We start from the raw sequence: 21,076 nt of genomic DNA, 5'->3' as shown, positions 1-21,076 counted from the left end.
AATCTCATTTTCAAATTTCAAGAATTCATTAATGTTGATTTCTTGAGAAATTCATCGACCTGTCGGACGACTGCGTTGTTGTTGACGCTATCATTGACCAACTGTGAGGTATTGACGACGAAAAAATCATCGTTTTCAGTACTCACTTTTGGAACAAGACTTGAATAATTTAAAACTTGTAGTGGCTGTACTTTAATAGCTCGATTAATGTGTGCTGCGACAATATCATCTGCTTTGAGTTCTGGGAACATCAAACGTATACCTTGGAAAAATACTTGGCGCAATTCATCATCGGGCTGTTTTAATAACGGGTCAGTGGAAAGTATATATTTTGGTAGGAATGTCATGTGATATCCTTCTGTTTCTTGCAAAGAAACTAAGTTACTCATACCGATAACTCCAGTAAAGGGAACATTTCTGTCGGCAATATTTACTACGTAATAAGGAACTAAAGCCTTGCGAGTAATAAGTACCATGCAGATTACGCCCAGGTATTCTACTGTTTCTCCAGTGTCTGAAACTTTTACCAGTTCTTTAGCGGCAACCTGTTGCAAAATATTAACTGGGCCAGTAAAGATGACTTTATCAAAATGCTCCTTCTTGCCGTGATATTCTACCCACATTCCACCCTCTGGATGAGGTGCGATATATTCCACCGCAACACCTGTGTGGATATGGCCTCCAGCCGCATAGATTAATTCTTCTATATGGTCAAAAACAGTTTTATAACCGCCTGAGACATAACCTAATTGTTCTTTATTTAATGAAGAATCCCGCGCTGAAAATAGTCGTTTGATATAAGCCCAGATAAAAACTGCTGATATTCGCTTATAGTTCTCTCCTAACTTGGATAAAAGCAAGGGTTTCCAAAGCTTTTCGTATGTGCTTTTACCACCGAGTTTCAATAACCAATCTTCAACTAATATCTTCTCTAAACGCCGCCAATTATTCAGGCGTGAACCATATAAGAGAGTAAAAGCTAATCTGATTTTACCTATAAGTCCAAACAGAGGGAAACGGAGAAATTCTATAGAATTACTGATAGAATAAAATTTTCGATTGTCGTAGAAGCCTGTTAAACTGCGATGCCAACGCAGTTTATCTCCAAGACCAATATCTCTAAGAAAATTTATTAAATGAGTATCAGAAGGGAGGATAACGTGATAAAAGCGATCCCAGGTAAATAAGCCATAATCATGATAAGTGGTAAGTCCACCAAGCTGCTTATTACTATCGAATACAGTTACTTTATGTCCTTGATTTGAAAGACGTTGGGCTAATACTAGTCCAGTTATACCGCCACCAATGATGCCTATATTCATAAATTAAATTGAACTTGTGTAAGGATATTTGTGAGATTTATTTTCAAAAAACTTTAATATTAATAGCCTTGTTTTCTACTTTTGGAGCCATTAATTTACAACAAGAATTACACCAGTTATGATAATAGAAATTCCTAACCACTGGCTAAATATAACCTGCTCTTTTAGAAGATAGTGAGAAGCAATCGGTATAAATGCATACATTAATCCTAAAACTGGAAATGCTTGGCTCAGAGGAATCGTTCGCAACACATAAAGCCACAAAATAGTCATAAATGTATAGCAGATAAACCAAATCCAAAAATAACGAGATAATAATAGATTTTGAATAGATGCGCTTGCTCCTTTAGTAGGACTAGAAATGTGAAGTCCATATTTTAGTGATACGTTAGCTGTTGTTCCGAATAAAACTACAAGCATTAAAACTAACCAAGTAATGATGTTCATTTGTCAATCCTTGTTATGCAATTTTCTATAAATTTATGTGGATTTTTTCAGTGGAATAACCACTAAAAGAACACCCAAAAAAATAGTAATTACTCCTGCTATTCGAGTTAATGTAATTACTTCATTAAAAAAGTAGTATGAGCCGAAAAGTATGCCGACATAATTTAAGCTAGTCAGTGGATAAGCAATACTCAATTTTACAGAGCGCAAAGCTAATATCCAATTTACTATTCCTAAGCAATAAACAGTAATAGCTAATGCTAATTTTTGAAGAAATTCCCAAGTAAATAGTCCCTCACCTGTGTGGCTCATGGTATATTTCATTAGCAACTGCCCAGAAATACTAAATAAAATACTGACAAATAAGATAATATAAGGAATTATTTTAAAGTTGGAAACTTGCGGGATAGATTTCATAGTAAATTTGCCTCAATCGAGATAGCAGCTATGAACCGGGCAGTAAACAGCCCATTGTTTTGAACGTTTCGGATTTCGGTCAAACCTTCTGTGCAATTCGACTTTCACTTCAGTAAATAAACAAAAAAATTAGTAAAGCTATGTTGAAGTGGCTAATATCAAAATAATCATCGAAGCTTATATCCAAGAGTTATCAACTATATACTATATAGCTTGTAAGACGGTTGCTGTATTATGCCAACGTCCGATATTATCGGAGTAGAATATGCTAAATTTGTTCCTGGCTTGGCAATTGGCACAATCATTTAGGCTTTGCTCAATTGCAAATTACAGATATATTACGTATCAGCCAGTTATGCTTCCAGACTAGTTTTAGTGAGATTGCGTATCCGCCCGCCGTAGGCGATCGCAATATCTATATCATAGTAGATGCAGACATAAGGAAGATTGACTGGTTTTCCACAAATTTGTGGACAAAGTTTAGCCCTAAGGCATCGCTTATGCTGAACTTGGATTAGACCCGTATGTTCAACAGAGGGAGTTAAGCGAATAATAATGGATTTCCAGAATTTTTGATTAACCCATCGATTAACTTTCATCAGTTGTATCCTCTGTAGAAATCCTCTTGAAGACACTACTCAATTTCTCAAAGCATTAACTTGTGCATCAAAACTAAGCTAGATTGATAAATGTTCTTAAATTTTCTCCAAAAAATGTTAATTAGTTTACTGACATACCGCAGAATTTATCAAGGCTCACAGACATATCTGTAACCTCGGCTGGAAACTAAGGCGATTAAGAAAAATTTGTACTCAAATAGAGTGTGTATAGGTGTTATTTTCGGACACCGCAACACAAGAATTAACAGAAGTCTGCCTGAAAAGGTCAACTATAGATAGATAATTCCACAGTAATGTAATTTACAGATTTTCAAGTGATTTTACTGAATGTCAAAATGGAATTTTTGACGAGATTAAGGGGTAATGTAAACTAGCTTTTGGTGATCAATCAACTTGCAGCTTACATTGATTTAAGGGAGCTTGAGATTTTTTTACATTATCTTTAGTATTGCTTTAATTTAATTTTTCTAAACTATACGTAATATTAATTAGAGCTTTATCTCATAATTTATTTTTACATATAATCACTTACTAGAATACCACGAGAAAACAGTGTTGCAAATTTATCGCCATACTTCATCAAAAATTCATTTTAAGGAAATATACTTAAACAAAAACTTTATAAAATCTGCACTTTCCCCTCGATGAATCTTTGTTTTTAAGAATTTGTACATTTGTCTACCACTTTCTAGCTAATAACCTTACAGATGTAGGAATTTAGGATCAAACTCTAAAGGTGCAAAGCTAAGAGTTGGGAGAGTAAATTTGAAACTTTAACAACAGCGTAAATAATTGAGACGTTAGTATAAAAATACACTAGATCCAAAAAATTTCTAAATATTAATCGAGAGCCTGAATTGTTTTCTATTTACCCACGAAAATCTTCAAATTCAGATATGTCGGACAAAACTTAGTTTAAAATTAGGTTAGGTTTAAGTAAACCAGAAGGTTGTATTTTGGAATTCTCTTATAGCAATCTTATCTGAGTTGGGAGAAATTTGGATGATGACGAACCGCCAAGTACGCTAAGGATGAAAAGAACAAAAACATCGTTTACAAATCTCATGAATAATTTAGGGTTCCTATAAATTAGCTGTCTTATATAGGACTCATATTTGATTTTCCAAAAAACTCCATACAACTCGAAAAGGCTGATTTCCTATTCTCCACCCTCCGCTCCCTACTTTCTGCCTAAGCAAATAACTTTAGAAATCAAAACAGATTCCTATATCATTTTTAGCAGTTTAAAGTTGAAAAATAACTAGTTCGTGGTAGTTAAAATTATTTAATTTCTCTAGTTTTTTTTCTAGTAGCTTCAGTTTCCTTGGACTCATTTTCCTGTAAAAGTCTGTTAGTAATCATTAAGACAACGATTAGCAATCCAAACTGAATCTGCCAGGGTGCTAATACTAAACTGAAAATAAAGCTAATAACTGCAAATACACTTGCAATATATGCAATTTCATCACTACTCTTTTTAAAGAAGTAGCCAATGGCTAAAGCAGTACACAGTGGTATCAAGAAAAACAAAGGCATCGTACAAATTTCTGAACTAAAAGTTGTTATGGTTATAAAACAAATTGAAATTGTTTTTGGAAGTGTGGTTAATTTTACATCCAATAAGGTTTTAGCGACAACAGTCAAGCGAAATAAATATTATAAAAAGTCAAGATTACGAAACGCTGTAACTTATACCTATTGATATTGCGCTTTTATACTAGTTAGGTATGGCGATACCTAAACTTTGAGGATGTACTCCATCTGATCTAGAAACGCTGTAATGATTACCAGAGAAAAAGCACTCAAAAGCTTGGCAAATAATTTCTTTTTCTGTGATCGATGTTGGACGTAGCAAGCTTTAAGAGTAGGATACACACTTTTTGGTGATGTTTGCTCTGCCGTCCCAACTCAGTATAGCTGCGCTATGCTATATAGACTCTTGTTTACCCACACGGATTGAGTGGATTTTGTCTATTTTACTAATTGCGCTCTTGTGAGCAATCATCTGGTAAATTAGCTTAAAACTTTGACCTTGCGTCAGGATAAGCATCTAGCATATTACCTTAAAAAGTAGCATTTTCATTTTTTCATTTTAGACACTCAATGCTGAACATTCCTCAACTACTGGCAACTGAAATAAATCTCAAACCCCATCAAGTGCAAAATGCGCTGGAACTTTTGGCGGAGGGTGCAACGATTCCCTTTATTGCACGTTACCGTAAAGAGCGCACTGATGAGATGAATGAAGTGCAGCTACGTGAACTGGCTGATCGATATACTTATTTAACAGAACTGGAAGAACGAAAATCTGTAATTTTAAATGCGATCGCAGAACAAGGTAAACTCACAGATGAACTTAAAACCAAAATCTCATCCTGTTTACAAAAAACTGAACTTGAGGATTTATATCTACCCTATCGGCCAAAACGACGCACCCGCGCCACTATCGCCAGAGAAAAAGGACTCGAATCACTGGCGGAATTAATCAAATCATTAAATGTAAAAAATACTACTACAACAATTTCTTTAGAAGCAGAAGCGGCTAAGTATATTTCGGAAGCCAAGGGAGTAAAAACAGCAGAAGAAGCGCTCAAAGGTGCTGCTGATATCTTAGCGGAAGAAGTGGCTGAGAAAGCTGAATTACGCGCATATATCCGCGATTATCTTCTCGAAGAAGGGGTATTTGTCTCCCGCATCAAAGATGATTATCCTGAAGGTACAACCAAATTTGAGATGTACCGTAACTATCAAATTAAGGTAAAAAATATAGCACCCCACAATATGTTGGCGTTGTGTCGGGGTGAAACGGAGAAAGTATTAAGCTTTGAAATTGCTTTTGATGAGGATACAGTACTTTACTATCTTGAGTCGAAAGAAATTAAAACCAAAGTTCGGACAATTCGGGATTTTTATCAAGTGATGTTGAAGGATGCATTCAATCGTTTGATGAAAGTCTCTCTAATGGGAGAGGTAATTTCTGAGATTAAAGTTTATGCAGACATAGAATCAATCAAGACATTTGAAACTAATCTGCGAGAGTTGCTACTGTCTGCACCAGCAGGAATGAAACCAACGCTGGCGATAGACCCTGGATTTAGAACTGGGTGTAAAGTTGCTGTCCTCGACCAAACCGGGAAATTTTTGGAATACCAAGCGGTTTTTCCTCACCAAGCGGCTGAACAACGCGCTAAAGCTGCACAAACGGTCAAAAATCTGATTGAAAAATACAAGATTGAGTTAATCGCCATTGGTAACGGTACAGCGTCCCGCGAGACAGAGGAGTTTGTCACGCAAGTATTACAAACCATAGAACGCAAACCAGTTAAGGTAATGGTAAATGAATCTGGTGCATCTATATATTCTGCCAGTACTGTAGCGCTAGAAGAGTTTCCCGATTTAGATATTACCGTGCGCGGTGCAATTAGCATCGGCCGCCGTTTGCAAGACCCTCTGGCGGAACTGGTGAAAATCGATCCCAAATCTATTGGTGTGGGACAATATCAGCACGATGTCGATCAGAAGTTGTTGAAAAAGAAATTGGATGAGACTGTAGAAAGCTGCGTTAACTACGTCGGCGTAGACTTGAACATGGCCTCCAAAGAACTTCTGACTTCTGTCTCTGGGATTACGGCAACAGTTGCCAATAACATTGTTGCCTATCGTAACCAGAATGGAGCCTTTAAAAATCGCCGACAACTCTTGAAGGTTCCGAAGCTGGGGCCAAAGGCTTTTGAACAAGCGGCGGGTTTTCTGCGGATTCGCGGCGGTGATAACCCATTGGATAATACAGCAGTGCATCCAGAAAGTTATTCTGTAATAGAAGCGATCGCATCTGATTTAAATGTGCCATTAAATCAGGTGACAGAAATTGCCGAAAAACTTAAAAAGACCAACCTGAAGAAATATGTTACCGATAGCGTTGGCGAACCCACACTGCGCGACATCCTTAGCGAACTAGAAAAACCAGGTAGAGATCCCCGTGCAGAGTTTAAGTATGCCACCTTTAGAGAAGGAATTAAAGAAATTAGGGACTTAAAGCTAGGAATGGAACTAGAGGGAATGATCACAAATGTCGCCAACTTTGGCGCTTTTGTGGATATCGGTGTACATCAAGATGGCTTGGTGCATATATCTCAACTGGCTGATAGATTTGTAGACGATCCCAAAAAAGTGGTTAAAGTCGGACAAGTTGTCAAAGTGCAAGTGTTAGAAATCAACGAAAAACTCAAGCGGATTAGTTTGTCGATGAAAGCAGTTAAACAATAGTTAGAAACAGGAAATGGCAGTTTATCAAGTTCGGTTCATCAATCCTACACTGGGATTAGATCGTACCATTCCAATACCAGATGATCAATATATTCTGGATATAGCGGAAGATGCTCGTATCCGTCTACCATCTGGGTGCAAACAAGGCGAATGTTCTGCTTGTGTCGCCAAACTCATTAGCGGTGAAGTTGATCAAAGTGAACAAAAATTTTTACGCCCAAATGAAGTACAGGCTGGTTATGTTGTTACTTGTGTAACTTACCCCTTGTCTAATTGCACTTTAGAAACCCATCAAGAACAAATCTTGTATAAATCGGCTCTTTACTATCAGCCTGAGTCTGGGAAATCTGAGTGATCTCATATTTGCTTGATTGCTTATTAAACCCGAAGAACCCCACCCTGTCAAAGCTGTGCTTTGTCTCCCTGCCCCACTTTTCGAGAGGGATTGGGGTAGAGTTCTTTTTTTATGGGTAATTTGGCGAACATGATATTAATTTTAAATTCGTAGTGGTGCGTTAAATTTGTTTAATGCACCTTTATAAAAAAGGGTTCATGGCACTTGTAAGTTTTGCAATTTGTCAAACAGAGTAGGGGCGCATAGCTATGCTCCCATACAATAATATTACGCCCATACAAAAGCTGTTATTGTTTTCTCAATGATCGGCCTAACGGTAGAAGGAAATTCTATCTTGCAAGAGAGGCTAAAACCTAGCGCATAGTTAAAGATGAGATAAGAAGTTACAAAAAATCTTTAGTGATTAGGTAAGAAAAAATGTTAACACCATTATTAACCGCCCTAGCTACAGCTTTGAGCCTGTTGATTGTTGATTTAGTTGTTCCAGGCGTTAATATTGCTAATTTTCCCGCAGCTATGATTGCTGCTTTAGTAATTGGTCTAATTAACGGTTCAGTTAAACCAATTCTGTCTACTCTTTCTTTACCACTTAACTTTCTATCGTTTGGAGCATTTTCGCTCGTCGTAAACGGTTTGTGTTTCTGGTTAGCAGCAGTATTAGTTCCTGGGTTCGCAGTTCGCGGAATTATTGGTTTCCTTCTTGGTCCAGTAATTCTTACCTTCGCTAATACCTTAATTAACAACTACTTTGTTGAAAAAAATCTTTTAACTGGCAGTGGTGATATTAAAAGCCAAGATCAGTTACCCTCTAGATAAGTATCAGTAGGAGTAGAAATATTAATTATATTCTGTTTCTACTCCATATAAAATCTCTGAATTAAGATAATTCATTAGGTAGATTTCCTAATTCGGTATCTTTATCAGAATGTAATTAAAGAAAATCACAAAATACAGCAAAATCATGAAATTAGTTCGTTTTCTTCTAGGTTTGTTAGTGCCTCCCTTAGGCGTTTTCCTCACCGTTGGAGTTGGTCCAACTCTGTTTATTAACATCTTGCTCACAGTTCTAGGTTGGCTACCCGGTAGTATTCATGCAATTTGGGTCATTGCCAAACATGATGAACAACTCAATAGAGAAGGGAATATTTACTAAATACACAAGATAAATTTTAGTGAATCTTAAGTAGGGTGCGTTAGGCTAAAGCCTAACGCACCATTTTAGTTTTTAGTATAATTGATAAGCTATTCTACATTTAATTTACATAATTAGGGCGGGCAAAAATTCGGCGTGAGCGCTACTTGGATAAGGCTCAGTCTAAATCAGTCAAACGCTGCCCACCCCACAAGGGAATTCCAAATAAAAAAATAATCAATCGCTTTGGTGAGCAGGGGAAGAAGAAATCAGACAGTTGTATTCGACACAGGAATTAAGTAATTTAATTTTTGGATATCCTTAAGAAAGATTTTGATTTAATTAGATTGTGAAGTTTAGATTTTTTCAGCTTATCAAGCAGTGCGTTAAGCTTTGGCATAACACATTCTACAGAAACTGATTATTTAATAATGACATTAATACGTTTGTAGGGACGCTGGTAATATCCGCGCCCCTACAACAATCTATCTATATGTATCAGTATTTTGTCAAAAGAGAGTCCAGTCTATTTATGAATAGTATCCCGCTCTTTAGTAGCAGCGTCCTTATCTTTGAATAAGTCAGCCGCCGTTAAGAGTAACTCCCTTAACGTTTGTTTGATTTGGCGCTCTTTTCTTGCTAGAGATGTACCAGCTTCTCCCAGTTTATCTTCTAGCTGCGATCGCTTTTCTTCTACCTGTACAGCCATAGATTCTGCTTGGGGACGAGCCTTATCATACCAGTGTTTAGCCTCGTCTAGATAATCTTGAACCTCCATATTACGTCCGCCATAGCGTGCAGCTAAGTTAGCTCGAACAATGGCTAGCTGCGCTTGCAGTTGGGCGTAACGTTTCTTTAACAATCCTGCTTCTTCACTATCCTTAAGGGCATTAACAGCAGAATCAATTGCAGTTTTGGTACTAGCAGGTTTTTCCCTACCTGTCTCTTCAATCTCTGCCAAAATTACATCAACTTCTTGCTGGAGTTGTTCCTCTTCACCATCGAGTTGAGCCTGTAGCCTCTTTATATCTGTCTGAGTTTGAGCAATGGTTTCGTGTCTTTTGCTATTAATCCCTTCTAGTGCGCCTTCAATGGAAGCTGTCACTTCATCTTTGAGTTCGCTACCTTTTTCTTGGAAGTTTTCAATTACAGCATAAACAGCATCTTTAACAAGACTACGAACTTCACCTGAGCCTTGTTTAAACTCAGAAGCTACTTGAGAAACTGCGGATTTCACAATTTCTCGAATCCGTTCAGTTCTTAATTGTCCAGTTTCTTTAGCTTGTTGCAGGTCTGCTTGAATTTGTTGTTTGATATTGTTAGGCATTTTTAACTCTTGGGATTTAACTAATTTGGATAAAATTTTCTAGATATGTTCCCACACACCTATTATGGCGTAGTCTGATAATGCTCGGCACTTTCTTTAGATAGAAAATGATAACCCTAAGGAGGTGATGTGTAGCATTATGCCCATTCGTGAGATGATTGATATTTGTTGGTAGTAATTGAGATAAAAATATGTGGCAAGTAAATATTACTTGTTCAGATGATGCTTGGAAACAGTATGGTACTGAATTTAAAGCGATCGCAGAGAAATATCAAGGTGAATTGATTAGTTCCAAAAAAAAGCCAGATGGCACACGCATCATGTCCTACAAAATTGAAGATGTTAATGATGCAGAAGCTTTTCAAGAAGATTGTGCAAATTTTGCTGGATTTACAACTGACTTTGAATCTTTGTAGTATTACTTATGGCACTAATACCTACAACTAGTATGTCAAAGGGAGAAGTGAATTGAAAAAATTACTCACATTAGTGTTAGTAACATTTTTGTTATTGATAAGCAGTTTTAATTTACCTGCTAGTGCAGCAGACACAGTCAACGGTGAACAAATATTTAGTGTTCATTGTGCTGGTTGTCATATCAACGGCAGCAATATAATCAGGCGAGGTAAAAATCTTAAAAAGCAAGCGCTGAAAAAGTATGGTATGGATTCAATAGAGGCGGTTACATCTATAGTTACCAATGGTAAAAATAATATGTCAGCCTACAAAGAACGCCTCACTGAACAGCAAATCCAAGATGTTGCTGCTTACGTTCTTGAAGAAGCTGGAAAAGACTGGCGTTAAAATTTATGAGTCGAGAATTAAGAGGTAGGAGTTAAAACTTTAGTAGTTATTAGCTCTAGCAGCCTTAAATCATTCATAATAAAGTAGAAAAGTTAAAAAGGCTGTAAAAACAGCTTGTAAACTCACTAATTATTAACTCTTCTCACTTCTAACTCCTAACTCTTAACTTCTCCCTCCTAAATTTGAAAATGAACTTACCCACAGCTAGCCGTTTCCAATTTACTCCCGATTTGAACATCTGCCGCATATTAAATGGGATGTGGCAAGTCTCTGGCGCACACGGACGGATAAATCCCCAAGCTGCCATCGAGACTATGTTCAAATATTTAGATGCAGGCTTTACCACTTGGGATTTAGCAGACCATTATGGCCCGGCTGAAGACTTTATTGGTGAGTTTCGCTGTCAACTAATTGATACTCGAGGGAAAGATGCTTTATCTCAGGTACAAGCCTTTACAAAATGGGTTCCTCGTCCAGGCAAAATGACCAAGAAACTGGTTGAGGAAAATATTGATATTTCCTTGAGAAGGATGAATGTGGAATCGTTAGATTTGATGCAATTCCATTGGTGGGAATATCAAGATAGAAATTACCTGGATGCCCTCAAATATATGGCAGAGCTTCAGACTGAGGGAAAAATTAAGCATTTAGGTTTAACTAATTTTGACACAGAAAACCTGAAGATTATTACCGAAGCAGGTATCAAAATTGTTTCTAACCAAGTGCAATTTTCTCTGGTTGACCGCCGCCCCGAAGTTAATATGATGGAGTTTTGTCAACAGCATGACATAAAGCTTTTTACTTACGGTACATTGTGCGGCGGTTTGTTATCAGAAAACTATTTGGGCAAACCTGAACCACGAGGATTTGATTTGTCCACTGCTAGTTTGAAAAAATATAAAAATATGCTCGATGCTTGGGGTGGTTGGCAATTATTTCAAGAGTTGCTGGCTATCCTAAAGGAAATTGCTAATAAGCATGGGGTCAGCATTTCTAACGTAGCAGTGCGTTACATTTTAGATCAGCCAACTGTGGGAGGTGTGATAGTTGGTGCCAGACTTGGCGTATCTGAACATATCGAAGATAACGCTAAAGTATTTAGTTTTAGTTTAGATGCAGACGATCGCGATCGCATCAGTGCAGTATCTCACCAGTCACGAGATTTGTATCAGCTAATCGGCGATTGTGGCGACGAATATCGGCGATAACCATTAACGTTGATGCTGGTTCAGGTATGGCGATAAGCAACTATGATTGTCGTTAGGCTGCCCAGAGAGGAAATGCGATCGCGTTAATCTTAAATTAATTCGTGGCAATGTAAAAAGTTTCTGCAATCAGTCCTCTAGACTCATTCACGAGTATCAAAGACTCGTCAGCGAGTATAAAAGACTCATTCACGAGCATCAAAGACTCGTCAGCGAGTATAAAAGACTCATTCACGAGCATCAAAGACTCGTCGGCGAGTATAAAAGACTCATTCACGAGCATCAAAGACTCGTCGGCGAGTATCAAAGCCTCATTCACGAGTATAAAAGACTCGTCGGCGAGTATAAAAGACTCATTCACGAGCATCAAAGACTCGTCGGCGAGTATCAAAGCCTCATTCACGAGTATAAAAGACTCGTTTGCGAGTATAAAAGACTCATCGGCTGTTTGGTAGAGTATGTTAGCGACAGCATAACGCAGTAAAAACATCTTAGAAGGTGCTTTATGTTCCTAACGCACCTACGAAGGTTATTAATCTGCTTCATACATCTGTTTATGTTTGGCTAAAAGCTTTTGATATTTGTCATTTGTCTTTGCTTCTATCCACTTAGCTTTAAATATTGCTGCTGATTCCGCTTTAACTGGGTCTACTTCATAAGGAAGAATCTCTTTTTTGGAACCTGAATCTTCCGAATTTTGTTTATACTTCCTGCCGCTTTTATGATTAGCATAACGGCGAGAGCGAGTATAACCCATTTGGATAAACTTCCGTGCCATATCTGCGCCGACAAAATCATCTTTCTCTAAATAATCAAGAAACATCTCGTAGATTTTTTCACTCGATTCTCTAGCAATCTCAGGAGTTTTGAACCGCCAGTAGGGAAGAATTTCTGATTTGTATGGTTCAACCAAAAGTACACCCTGCTCACCCTTGCCAACACGATAGAGTTCAGGATGTTGGCGAAAATCGATATTTTTAAAGTCTAAAGAATAATCAAAAGCCATGCTAAGTGTTTATTATGAATAATAAACTTTAAGAAAGAAGTCGAGCTTCTATCTCTGTAGGGAAATTTTGTTTTATTATGCTATCTAGCACCCAATCCGCGAACAGTGTCCTTGCGCCAGGAAATCTGCGTAAAGTGCATCACATAGCCCTCAACGTCCAGGATATGCAAGCTTCCCGCTATTTTTATGGCACAATCCTGGGTTTGCACGAACTCACAGGCGACGAAGTACCCGCAACTCTGACGGAACTTGTCGCATCGGGGAAAGTAGCCAACTTCATCACCCCGGATGGAACGATACTCGATTTATTTGGGGAACCAGAATTATCACCACCAGATCCCAATCCAGAGAAGACATTCACCAGAGCGTACCATCTGGCCTTTGATATCGATCCGCAGTTATTTGAGCAAGCGGTGACAGTGATCAGAGAAAATAAAATAGCGATCGCACATGGCCCAGTCACTCGTCCTACTGGTAGAGGTGTGTATTTTTACGATCCAGATGGCTTTATGATTGAAATTCGTTGCGATCCAGAACCTAGTTAACTTAAAGGTAATAACAAAAGTATCTACTATGACCGCAAAAGTCACGCAAATATTTAAACTAATTGAAGACACAATCAAAAAACCGCCAATTCCACACGAACCATACAAGCAATCATTGAAAGCCTGGGCGATGTATTGTTTGCGAGACAAAGGTTTTATCGTGGTTTATGCTCAAAATGCCGACTTTGCTGTTGAAACTAAAGGCGAAGAAAAGTTATATTTCAAAGTTTCAAATAGCCCCGATGATTTAGATAATTCTATTAGCTGGATTGTTTGGGATAGTGCAACCAAAAGCGCCAGTCTCATTCCCAAAAAAATAGAGTGATACCAGAAAAATGCTGTAACCAAATAATTCGTAATTAATGGTGCAGAGTAACCACCTGTCTTCTATCGAATAATTACGAATTACGTAGCTTGCTTCTCGCCGGAGGCGAGTATTACGAATTAATTCCACTATCTTTCTTCTCCAGACAATTGCCGCACAAACCTTTGATGTTCTGGCGAATTTAATCCCAACCGCAACACAGCCAATACTTGCTGCATATTACCAGCAAGTAAATCTGACATTGACAACCACAAACCAGCGAATATTTGACTTTTGATAATTCCATCTGCGTCCACTTGTAAGGACACGTATTCTCCTTGTTGCAGACTAAACCAATCTAATTTGTTTTCAAATATTTGCCAAACAATATATTCTTTTACCCCATTCCGACCATAGACTTTTTTCTTGTCATGTAAATCAATAGCAACACTGCTAGCTGCTATTTCTATTACGAGTTCTGGCGCACCTTCTATATAATCATCATCGCTAAAACGAGATTGTCCCTTAGCTGTTGGTGTGATTAATAGCACCCCATCTGGCTGCGGTTCATTGTCTCTATCTAAGCGAACTGTTGGCTCAATTCCCAATCTCACACCAGGAGTAGCAATTTGGTATGTCCATAACCAACCTATTAGATGGCCATGTGGTTCAGCGTGGCTTTCAAAGCGTAATGGGGATGCCAAATATACAACTCCTTCAATTAATTCTGCCTTTTGATGACGGGGCATTGCTTGATATCGTCGTTCAAATTCGCAGCGAGTGAGGCGATCGCCATTTTCTAAAGGAGGAATTCGTTGCTTGAGTGATAGGTTGACCATGATTTTCTGCTCTGGCAAGGAGTCTTACTTTATTATCGCTTGGTGCATATTTTTCTACAGATTTACTAAATTACTATATAGCGCTTCTGGGTTGAGTTCAATACAGACCTAACCCCCAGCCCCTTCCCTACATTCGCGCAGCGTCTCGTTGGCGTTCGCGTCTCTGAAAGAGAATGCTCTCGTAGAGAAGAGAGGGAATGGGAGTAAGTATCAAAGCTTCTCTCCTTTTAGGAGAAAGGGATGGAAGTAAGTTCAGAATCAACTAAAATCGCTAGAATCAGGTTTTTCAAATATTATTAAATGCTGTTGAGGTAACAAGTTTTTAGTCTCACGCCAAACCAAACCAACGGCTTGCATTTCTTTACGGACTTGCTTTTGAGTCATCTTGTGCAGACCTTTAATCATAATAAAGGGATTTTCGCCACGATATTCAACCAGCACCACCCGGCCACCTGGTTTAAGCGCTTTCACAATTCCTTGCATCACTTCTTGGGGATACTCAAGTTCATGATAAGCATCTACCATCAATCCCAAATCGATACTTTCAGATGGTAAGTTTGGGTCACTAAGGGTTGCTAAAACAGGCTCAACATTAGTGATATTTTTCTCTTTTTTGAATAACTCAATTATTTCCAACATTTCTGGTTGAACATCTACAGCCAATACTTTACCTGCTGTTAATAGAGGTGCAATGCGAAAGCTTAAGTAACCTGTACCAGCGCCAATATCGGCCACTACATCGTTAGGTTTTAGGTTGAGGAGGCTGACTATTTTACTTGGCTGTTCCTCTCCCTCTCGGCTTGGACGTTCTAGCCACACAGCGCCTGTGTATCCCATAACTTTGGCGATTTCTCGGCCCATGTAATATTTGCCGATACCATCTGGACTATGGATTATCCGCTGTTCGTATGGGGTCGATAAAGAATCTGCTCTTACTATGGAAGTTGGGTAAACTAGCAAGCATTCTACTATTAACAAGAAAATTACTATAAAAGGTAAGATTTTAAGTTTGTAGTTATAACTCATCCTTTTTTGTAGTTTAATCAAATCTAAGTTTTACCCATTCATCTTATTCTTGATAGGGATGAAATTGCGGCGGATGCCAACCAGCTTCTACCCAAAAACGACTAGCAGCTTGAATTTATTTAATGATTTGACATCAGCGCGAAGGCCTAGAAGTGGCTGCTCTTTGCAAATTAGCTAGAGCGCGATTGTAATCCAAAATAGCTGTGACTCGATTACCTTCTGCTCTTGTCAGGTCATTTTCAGCATCAATCACCTCTGTTTGAGTACCCACACCAGCTTGGAACCTCAGCCTTGCTAACTTCAGAGCTTCACTGGCTTGATTTAAAGCCACACTAGAAGTCTGCACATTATTTAAATTGGATTGCAATTGAGAATAGTACTGTTCTACATCAAAGCGAATTAGGTCGCGCTGGCTACCAAATTGAGACTCTGCGATCGCAATATTAGCTCTCGACTGAGCCGCCCTTGCTCTTGCCGCTCCTCCATCAAACAAAGTTAAATTTCCGTCGAGTCCCAATGAATAGCTATCATTAATGCTAATGCCATCATCGAACTGATCTTGCAGATTGTAGTTACCTGCCAAACTAATTTGCGGCCCTAACTGTGAAAGTGCTTGTCGCCGCCGTTGCTCACCAATGTTACGTTGTGCTAATTGCTGTTGCAGTTCTGGACGATTTTGAAAGGCTCGGACAATAGTTTCTTCTAGCGTTGGCTGCCAAAGACCGGCTAATTGTACCCGATCTGCCGCAGTGATATTAACCGACTGTGCCAAACTTAACCGAGTTGCTAACCGACGACGGGCAATTTGTTGCTCCGAAAGAGAATCAGTCAGTTGTTGTTGGGCGTTTGCTAAATTCACCTGAGCTTGCAGCACATCGAACCGCGTACCCACTCCAGCCTGTTCTCTGGCTTGAGTATCTCGCAAACTAGCCTGGGCATTCTCCACAGCAGACCGATTAATTCGTGCTTGTTCATCTGCTTGTTGTAAATCGTAATATTCAGTCGTGACATTCAGCTCGATTTCCTGAGATGCATTCTCAACATCTAATTGATCTATCCGTAGCTGTTCCTCGGCCGCTTGGATATTAGCTTGTCGGTTCCCGGAAGTATAGAGGTCATAATTCAGTTGTGCTGAACCATTAAAAGAGGTGCTAGCTTGGGATGATCTGCTAGTAAAACCATTACCACGATTAGTCAAACTGCTGTCAATATTAACATTAGGAAGCAAGGCGGCTTGAGACTCACGTAGCGCCGAGCGACTGCGTTCTAGCTCTAATATGGCTACTTGTAAGTCTTGATTATTGCGTTTTGCTAGTTCCAAAGCTTGTGCCAAACTGATTGGCACAGTTCCCTGAATCTTTACTTCCTCTGGTTTGGTAGGCAATTGGAGAGGATTAGGATTGGGGTTGAGGTTATTGGGAACCTTTACAGTGCTTGAGGAATTCTGCGGTTCTGGGGGATTCGCTGCACTTGCCAAAGTTGGAAGCAGAATAGCGCTCACTACGCTAACCCAGGTAAAATGTACGAAGAATAAGCTGAAATTCATAATCTAGATGTAGTCATTAATTAGGTTTCTTTGAGGATACATTGAACCTCGCATGACAAGAAGTCACGCGATTCCTGCTTCAACGCTCTCTGCCTGAAGTAATTCAGGACTTACAAGTTCTTCACAGGCGTTTAGAGCCTCCGGGATACCCACGGCGGCTATTAATCTTAATCCCTCACTCAATATGTTCAAAGCTGCGTTATTGTCTCTTAGATTGTAAATACTACATTGTGGGCAAAACCATTCGCGTAGCTTTAAATCTTTAACTAGTGGATTAACAAAACCACAACAATTACAAGTCTGAGACGAAGGATAAAGCGTAGCAACTTTCTGCACAATTCTGTCATGCCATAAGGCTTTATATTCAAGCATGGTAACGAACTTAGACCAACTAGCGTCTGAAATGCTCAAAGCTAATTTATGGTTCTTTACCATGTTGGCAACTCGCAAATCCTCGATACAGATAACACTGTTTTCTTTGATTAACCAAGTTGACAGCTTGTGCAAAAAGTCATCTCTCAGATTCGTAATTCGTTCATAGGTACGAGCCAGCTTGATTTTCGCTTTGACTCGGTTATTACTACCTTTTATACTACGGGATAGTTTCTTATGGCATGAGCGTAACTTACGAGTTTGAGTTCTGTAATATTTGGGGTTATTTACAACTTCACCAACGCTTGTAACAAGATAGGACTTAATCCCCAAATCCAATCCAATATTCTGTGTTACCTGGGGATATTTCTCTACCTCAGTTTCGCACAGGATACTAGCAATATATTTACCTCTGGAAGTGCGAGTAATGGTAACGTTTACAAGCTTCCCAGTAATTTCTTGAGATTTATGAAACTTTACCCATCCTAGCTTGGGAAGCTTTAAACGATTCTCGATTACCTGAATATTGCCGTTGGTTATGTTGGTTTTGTAAGACTGCTTACCCCCATGCTTCTTTTTGAATTTAGGAAAACCTACGTTTTTTCTACCTTTAATTTTCTTTAAATCAGCAAAAAAGTTTTTGTACGCTGTCTCTAAATTCCTAAGTGAGTTTTGTAAGGCAAACTTATCTACCTCTTGGAGCCATTCAACTTCTTTTTTGAGTAGAGTTAATCGCTGACTACAAGCGTTATAGTTTAACGTTTTTTGCTCAGTCTGGTATAGCTCTTGATTTAATGCTAGAAAGTGGTTATACACAAACCTCGCACAACCAATACTCTTATTAATTAAGACTTCTTGGTTGTGGTTAGGAATGAGTGTAACTTTAAACGCTTTCTGCATTTTGGTTTTCTATGTATCTCTTAATTTGTGCTTCTGTATTTTCTGAAACAGTACTTACAAAATATGAAGGATTCCAAAGATGACCTCCCGACAACTTTTTTTTGAGTTCGGGAAATTTTAAAAATAGCTTTCTAGCTGATATTCCTTTTAACATTTTGACTATATTCGGAATAGTGTGTTGAGGCGTTGCAGATACTAAAACATGAACATGATCTTCTACTACCTCAAGACTCTCGACTTTAAATTTATAGATAATTGCCGTCTCAATTAGAACCTCTTTCAGAAACTCAGCTATTCCATCCTTCAGTACCTTGTGTCTATACTTAACACACCATACGATATGATATTCAATTGCATAAACGCAGCCTCTACCGTGTTTTACTTCCATACTTTATCTTACCATGTGCATGACCATAAGAATAAAAATATGGAAATATAGAGTACCTAACTCATGACTTCTAGTCATGAGTGTGCGGCTTGCAGAAATCAAAAGTTTTCATCCTGATTGACTACAGAGATTTAAGTCTTAAATTCTCCCTCTAAAGGTTGATATTAACAAATTAGCCGACAATCAAACCATCCTGAACTCGAATAATCCTTTTGGTTTGAGCAGCTATATCTGGCTCATGAGTGACAATCACAATTGTGATACCCTGGTCATTGAGTTCTGTCAGCAAACTCATCACCTCATGGGAAGTTTCAGTATCTAAAGCTCCTGTTGGCTCATCTGCTAAAACTAATGCAGGTCGGTTGACCAAAGCACGAGCGATCGCTACTCGTTGTTGTTGTCCCCCAGAAAGCTGACTAGGACGGTTAGATATGCGTGCCTCTAGCCCTACTTTTTCCAGAGCTTCTAATGCCCTTTCACGGCGTTTTGGTTTCGCTAAGTTAGCGTAAACCATTGGCAACATGACGTTTTCCAGCGCTGTTGCCCGTGCCAATAGGTTAAATTGTTGGAAAACAAAACCTATTCTTTGGTTGCGGATATAGGCTAATTCATCATCATCAAAAGTCGTCAGGTTTCTGCCTTCAAAAATATAGTCTCCAGTTGTAGGACGATCCAGACATCCCAAAATATTCATGAGCGTGGATTTACCTGAACCTGACGCACCCATAATCGACACATATTCCCCTTCCTCGATGGAAAGTTCAATTCCCTTGAGGATTGGAACACTAACCTCTCCCAAGTAATAGGTTTTGGTAATAGATTCCATCCAAATCATCGTTGTCATATAAATTACGAATATCTAGTACACCACGGCGTAAATAGAGCAACCATTTAAAACATTTAAAATCTCTAAAGAGTTTATTCCATAACACTTTTGCCTTTTGACTTTTAACTTTTGATTTCCGCCTTGCGCTATTAGTCGCTTCTCAAAGCGGTAATTGGATCTAATTTGGCGGCATTCCGTGCTGGAATCACCCCAGCGATTAAGCCAACGGTTAACGAGAGTCCAAAGCCAGCAATGATCGACAAGAAAGAAATAACAAAGGGAAATTTGAAAATGTTTGCAGCTATAAAGGCTAATAAAACGCCAGTCGCCATCCCAATACCTCCACCAGCAATGGAAATCACGATCGCTTCAGCTAAAAATTGATTCAGTATTGCAGAATTGGTGGCTCCTACGGCTTTGCGAATCCCGATTTCTCGCGTCCGTTCAACTACGGAAACCAGCATAATATTGGCAATACCAATTCCGCCAACCACTAACGAAATGCCAGCGATCGCCACTACCATCACTGTAAATAAACCCACAACATTAGTGAAGGTACTAATAATATCGGCTTGATTGGTCAGCCGAAAATCATCAGCTTGTGGCGGATAAATGTTGTGACGTAGCCGTAAGAGATTGGTGACTTGAAACTGAGCGGCTTCTAACTCCTCCTGATTAGCACCTTTGACTAAAATTCCATTTACAGAAACGCCTACCAGGGCATTGTTACCAACTAGCCTTTTGGACATACTAGTTAGAGGAATGAAAATCTGGTCATCTCGATCCATCGGCCCCTGAGAACCTTTAGGTTCCATCACCCCAATCACTTCGTAAGCTTCTCCCTGAATACGAATTCTCTCGCCGATAGGATTTACACCTTGTCCGAAGAGTGTGCTTTGAACTGTAGGGCCAAGAATGGCCATCTGTGCGGCAGTATCTAATTCTTCCTGAGTAAAATACCTCCCTTGCTGAGGGTGGGTATTTCTCACTTCTGGGTAGTTCAAATCTGTGCCATAAATGGTTGTTGAGGTATTCTGTCCTGCATATACAACCTGGGCAGTCCGTTGGAGATAAGCAGAAACAATCTGTGCTGATGGTGCTTGTGTAGCGATCGCCTTTGCATCTTCCCAGGTCAAGGTGCTGCTAGAACCTACTCCTTGTCTAACATTCCCGCTTCTTGCAGCACCCGCCAAGATTTGGATCACATCTGTACCCAACGCTTGTATCTGTTGCTCAACCCCCTTTTGCACTCCCTGACCGACAGAAGTAATGGCAATAACTGAGGAAATTCCAATAATCACGCCCAACATAGTTAAACCTGTGCGTAATTTGTTACTCCACAGAGTCTCTGCCGCCATTGTCAAGATTTCCAGCAACGGTACTGTGCGGGTCTTCTTAGCTTTATAAAAGCCCTTAAATATCTTAAACA

24 protein-coding genes are annotated in these 21,076 nt (G+C 39.1%); 9 read left to right on the top strand and 15 right to left on the bottom strand.

Going from position 1 to position 21,076, the window contains the following annotated elements; all coding sequences use genetic code 11:
* Positions 1-17: 17 nt before the first annotated feature.
* The 5 genes from H6G26_RS13955 to H6G26_RS13935 all read right to left on the bottom strand — a co-directional run bounded on the left by H6G26_RS13955 (position 18) and on the right by H6G26_RS13935 (position 4,450).
* Positions 18-1,322 carry an NAD(P)/FAD-dependent oxidoreductase gene (locus H6G26_RS13955; protein WP_190729827.1) on the bottom strand — a complete coding sequence of 435 codons (1,305 nt, stop codon included), beginning with the start codon at positions 1,320-1,322 and terminating at the stop codon, positions 18-20.
* Between the two features lie 90 nt (positions 1,323-1,412).
* Positions 1,413-1,769, bottom strand: coding sequence for an EamA family transporter (locus tag H6G26_RS13950; RefSeq protein ID WP_190729826.1), 357 nt, complete (start codon positions 1,767-1,769; stop codon positions 1,413-1,415).
* A 33-nt stretch (positions 1,770-1,802) separates the two neighbouring features.
* A complete protein-coding gene (locus H6G26_RS13945) occupies positions 1,803-2,186 on the bottom strand; it encodes an EamA family transporter (protein WP_190729825.1) in 384 nt (127 codons plus the stop codon).
* A 353-nt stretch (positions 2,187-2,539) separates the two neighbouring features.
* A complete protein-coding gene (locus H6G26_RS13940; RefSeq protein ID WP_190729824.1) occupies positions 2,540-2,785 on the bottom strand; it encodes a hypothetical protein in 246 nt (81 codons plus the stop codon).
* A 1,302-nt stretch (positions 2,786-4,087) separates the two neighbouring features.
* Entirely contained in the window at positions 4,088-4,450 is a 363-nt protein-coding gene (locus H6G26_RS13935) for a hypothetical protein (protein ID WP_347242463.1), read from the bottom strand.
* 459 nt (positions 4,451-4,909) lie between these two features.
* Between H6G26_RS13935 and H6G26_RS13930 the strand changes: the two genes are divergently transcribed.
* From H6G26_RS13930 to H6G26_RS13915, 4 genes are all read left to right on the top strand, one after another.
* Positions 4,910-7,072, top strand: coding sequence for a Tex family protein (locus tag H6G26_RS13930; protein ID WP_190729823.1), 2,163 nt, complete (start codon positions 4,910-4,912; stop codon positions 7,070-7,072).
* Positions 7,073-7,085: 13 nt separating this feature from the next.
* Positions 7,086-7,427, top strand: coding sequence for a 2Fe-2S iron-sulfur cluster-binding protein (locus H6G26_RS13925; RefSeq protein WP_190729822.1), 342 nt, complete (start codon positions 7,086-7,088; stop codon positions 7,425-7,427).
* 417 nt (positions 7,428-7,844) lie between these two features.
* Positions 7,845-8,243 carry a phage holin family protein gene (locus tag H6G26_RS13920; RefSeq protein WP_190729821.1) on the top strand — a complete coding sequence of 133 codons (399 nt, stop codon included), beginning with the start codon at positions 7,845-7,847 and terminating at the stop codon, positions 8,241-8,243.
* A 145-nt stretch (positions 8,244-8,388) separates the two neighbouring features.
* Positions 8,389-8,580, top strand: coding sequence for a YqaE/Pmp3 family membrane protein (locus H6G26_RS13915; protein WP_094353212.1), 192 nt, complete (start codon positions 8,389-8,391; stop codon positions 8,578-8,580).
* A 505-nt stretch (positions 8,581-9,085) separates the two neighbouring features.
* On the opposite strand, the gene H6G26_RS13910 is transcribed toward H6G26_RS13915, so the two are convergent.
* Positions 9,086-9,886, bottom strand: a complete 801-nt coding sequence (locus tag H6G26_RS13910; protein ID WP_190729820.1) for a histidine kinase — start codon at positions 9,884-9,886, stop codon at positions 9,086-9,088.
* A 191-nt stretch (positions 9,887-10,077) separates the two neighbouring features.
* Between H6G26_RS13910 and H6G26_RS13905 the strand changes: the two genes are divergently transcribed.
* From H6G26_RS13905 to H6G26_RS13895, 3 genes are all read left to right on the top strand, one after another.
* Positions 10,078-10,302: a hypothetical protein gene (locus H6G26_RS13905; RefSeq protein WP_190729819.1), complete on the top strand. Its 225-nt coding sequence runs from the start codon at positions 10,078-10,080 to the stop codon at positions 10,300-10,302.
* A 52-nt stretch (positions 10,303-10,354) separates the two neighbouring features.
* Entirely contained in the window at positions 10,355-10,690 is a 336-nt protein-coding gene (petJ, locus tag H6G26_RS13900) for a cytochrome c6 PetJ (RefSeq protein ID WP_190729818.1), read from the top strand.
* 188 nt (positions 10,691-10,878) lie between these two features.
* Positions 10,879-11,898: an aldo/keto reductase gene (locus tag H6G26_RS13895; protein WP_190729817.1), complete on the top strand. Its 1,020-nt coding sequence runs from the start codon at positions 10,879-10,881 to the stop codon at positions 11,896-11,898.
* A gap of 94 nt (positions 11,899-11,992) precedes the next feature.
* On the opposite strand, the gene H6G26_RS13890 is transcribed toward H6G26_RS13895, so the two are convergent.
* On the bottom strand, positions 11,993-12,385 hold the full coding sequence (locus tag H6G26_RS13890; RefSeq protein ID WP_190729816.1) for a hypothetical protein: 393 nt from the start codon (positions 12,383-12,385) through the stop codon (positions 11,993-11,995).
* A gap of 42 nt (positions 12,386-12,427) precedes the next feature.
* Positions 12,428-12,901, bottom strand: coding sequence for a DUF4385 domain-containing protein (locus tag H6G26_RS13885; protein ID WP_190729815.1), 474 nt, complete (start codon positions 12,899-12,901; stop codon positions 12,428-12,430).
* 77 nt (positions 12,902-12,978) lie between these two features.
* Here H6G26_RS13885 and H6G26_RS13880 point away from each other — a divergent pair, with 77 nt between their 5' ends.
* Both H6G26_RS13880 and H6G26_RS13875 read left to right on the top strand, forming a co-directional pair.
* Positions 12,979-13,446 carry a VOC family protein gene (locus tag H6G26_RS13880; protein WP_190729814.1) on the top strand — a complete coding sequence of 156 codons (468 nt, stop codon included), beginning with the start codon at positions 12,979-12,981 and terminating at the stop codon, positions 13,444-13,446.
* A gap of 28 nt (positions 13,447-13,474) precedes the next feature.
* Positions 13,475-13,771, top strand: coding sequence for a hypothetical protein (locus H6G26_RS13875; RefSeq protein WP_190729813.1), 297 nt, complete (start codon positions 13,475-13,477; stop codon positions 13,769-13,771).
* 128 nt (positions 13,772-13,899) lie between these two features.
* On the opposite strand, the gene H6G26_RS13870 is transcribed toward H6G26_RS13875, so the two are convergent.
* The 7 genes from H6G26_RS13870 to H6G26_RS13840 all read right to left on the bottom strand — a co-directional run bounded on the left by H6G26_RS13870 (position 13,900) and on the right by H6G26_RS13840 (position 21,068).
* The gene (locus H6G26_RS13870; RefSeq protein ID WP_190729812.1) at positions 13,900-14,589 is read right to left on the bottom strand and encodes a Uma2 family endonuclease; all 690 of its coding nucleotides are present in this window, start codon (positions 14,587-14,589) and stop codon (positions 13,900-13,902) included.
* A gap of 258 nt (positions 14,590-14,847) precedes the next feature.
* A complete protein-coding gene (locus tag H6G26_RS13865) occupies positions 14,848-15,615 on the bottom strand; it encodes a methyltransferase domain-containing protein (protein ID WP_190729811.1) in 768 nt (255 codons plus the stop codon).
* Between the two features lie 133 nt (positions 15,616-15,748).
* On the bottom strand, positions 15,749-17,161 hold the full coding sequence (locus H6G26_RS13860) for a TolC family protein (protein WP_190729810.1): 1,413 nt from the start codon (positions 17,159-17,161) through the stop codon (positions 15,749-15,751).
* Between the two features lie 63 nt (positions 17,162-17,224).
* A complete protein-coding gene (gene tnpB / locus H6G26_RS13855; protein WP_190729809.1) occupies positions 17,225-18,433 on the bottom strand; it encodes an IS200/IS605 family element RNA-guided endonuclease TnpB in 1,209 nt (402 codons plus the stop codon).
* A complete protein-coding gene (gene tnpA / locus H6G26_RS13850) occupies positions 18,417-18,821 on the bottom strand; it encodes an IS200/IS605 family transposase (RefSeq protein ID WP_190729808.1) in 405 nt (134 codons plus the stop codon). Before tnpA ends, tnpB begins: the two co-directional genes overlap by 17 nt.
* A gap of 172 nt (positions 18,822-18,993) precedes the next feature.
* The gene (locus H6G26_RS13845) at positions 18,994-19,665 is read right to left on the bottom strand and encodes an ABC transporter ATP-binding protein (RefSeq protein ID WP_277883851.1); all 672 of its coding nucleotides are present in this window, start codon (positions 19,663-19,665) and stop codon (positions 18,994-18,996) included.
* 131 nt (positions 19,666-19,796) lie between these two features.
* The gene (locus H6G26_RS13840; RefSeq protein ID WP_190729875.1) at positions 19,797-21,068 is read right to left on the bottom strand and encodes an ABC transporter permease; all 1,272 of its coding nucleotides are present in this window, start codon (positions 21,066-21,068) and stop codon (positions 19,797-19,799) included.
* Positions 21,069-21,076: the final 8 nt, after the last annotated feature.

This window comes from Nostoc sp. FACHB-888, assembly GCF_014696655.1.
Classification (GTDB): Bacteria; Cyanobacteriota; Cyanobacteriia; order Cyanobacteriales; family Nostocaceae; genus Nostoc.
Note: the sequence above shows the minus strand (reverse complement) of the source record. Positions and strands in the feature narration are given on the sequence as shown.

Coding starts and splice junctions, on each gene's coding strand:
- H6G26_RS13955 (WP_190729827.1), bottom strand. CDS start 1,322: ATGAATATAGGCATCATTGGTGGCGGTATAACTGGACTAGTATTAGCC.
- H6G26_RS13950 (WP_190729826.1), bottom strand. CDS start 1,769: ATGAACATCATTACTTGGTTAGTTTTAATGCTTGTAGTTTTATTCGGA.
- H6G26_RS13945 (WP_190729825.1), bottom strand. CDS start 2,186: ATGAAATCTATCCCGCAAGTTTCCAACTTTAAAATAATTCCTTATATT.
- H6G26_RS13940 (WP_190729824.1), bottom strand. CDS start 2,785: ATGAAAGTTAATCGATGGGTTAATCAAAAATTCTGGAAATCCATTATT.
- H6G26_RS13930 (WP_190729823.1), top strand. CDS start 4,910: ATGCTGAACATTCCTCAACTACTGGCAACTGAAATAAATCTCAAACCC.
- H6G26_RS13925 (WP_190729822.1), top strand. CDS start 7,086: ATGGCAGTTTATCAAGTTCGGTTCATCAATCCTACACTGGGATTAGAT.
- H6G26_RS13920 (WP_190729821.1), top strand. CDS start 7,845: ATGTTAACACCATTATTAACCGCCCTAGCTACAGCTTTGAGCCTGTTG.
- H6G26_RS13915 (WP_094353212.1), top strand. CDS start 8,389: ATGAAATTAGTTCGTTTTCTTCTAGGTTTGTTAGTGCCTCCCTTAGGC.
- H6G26_RS13910 (WP_190729820.1), bottom strand. CDS start 9,886: ATGCCTAACAATATCAAACAACAAATTCAAGCAGACCTGCAACAAGCT.
- H6G26_RS13905 (WP_190729819.1), top strand. CDS start 10,078: ATGTGGCAAGTAAATATTACTTGTTCAGATGATGCTTGGAAACAGTAT.
- H6G26_RS13895 (WP_190729817.1), top strand. CDS start 10,879: ATGAACTTACCCACAGCTAGCCGTTTCCAATTTACTCCCGATTTGAAC.
- H6G26_RS13890 (WP_190729816.1), bottom strand. CDS start 12,385: ATGTTTTTACTGCGTTATGCTGTCGCTAACATACTCTACCAAACAGCC.
- H6G26_RS13885 (WP_190729815.1), bottom strand. CDS start 12,901: ATGGCTTTTGATTATTCTTTAGACTTTAAAAATATCGATTTTCGCCAA.
- H6G26_RS13880 (WP_190729814.1), top strand. CDS start 12,979: ATGCTATCTAGCACCCAATCCGCGAACAGTGTCCTTGCGCCAGGAAAT.
- H6G26_RS13875 (WP_190729813.1), top strand. CDS start 13,475: ATGACCGCAAAAGTCACGCAAATATTTAAACTAATTGAAGACACAATC.
- H6G26_RS13870 (WP_190729812.1), bottom strand. CDS start 14,589: ATGGTCAACCTATCACTCAAGCAACGAATTCCTCCTTTAGAAAATGGC.
- H6G26_RS13865 (WP_190729811.1), bottom strand. CDS start 15,615: ATGAGTTATAACTACAAACTTAAAATCTTACCTTTTATAGTAATTTTC.
- H6G26_RS13860 (WP_190729810.1), bottom strand. CDS start 17,161: ATGAATTTCAGCTTATTCTTCGTACATTTTACCTGGGTTAGCGTAGTG.
- tnpB (WP_190729809.1), bottom strand. CDS start 18,433: ATGCAGAAAGCGTTTAAAGTTACACTCATTCCTAACCACAACCAAGAA.
- tnpA (WP_190729808.1), bottom strand. CDS start 18,821: ATGGAAGTAAAACACGGTAGAGGCTGCGTTTATGCAATTGAATATCAT.
- H6G26_RS13845 (WP_277883851.1), bottom strand. CDS start 19,665: ATGACAACGATGATTTGGATGGAATCTATTACCAAAACCTATTACTTG.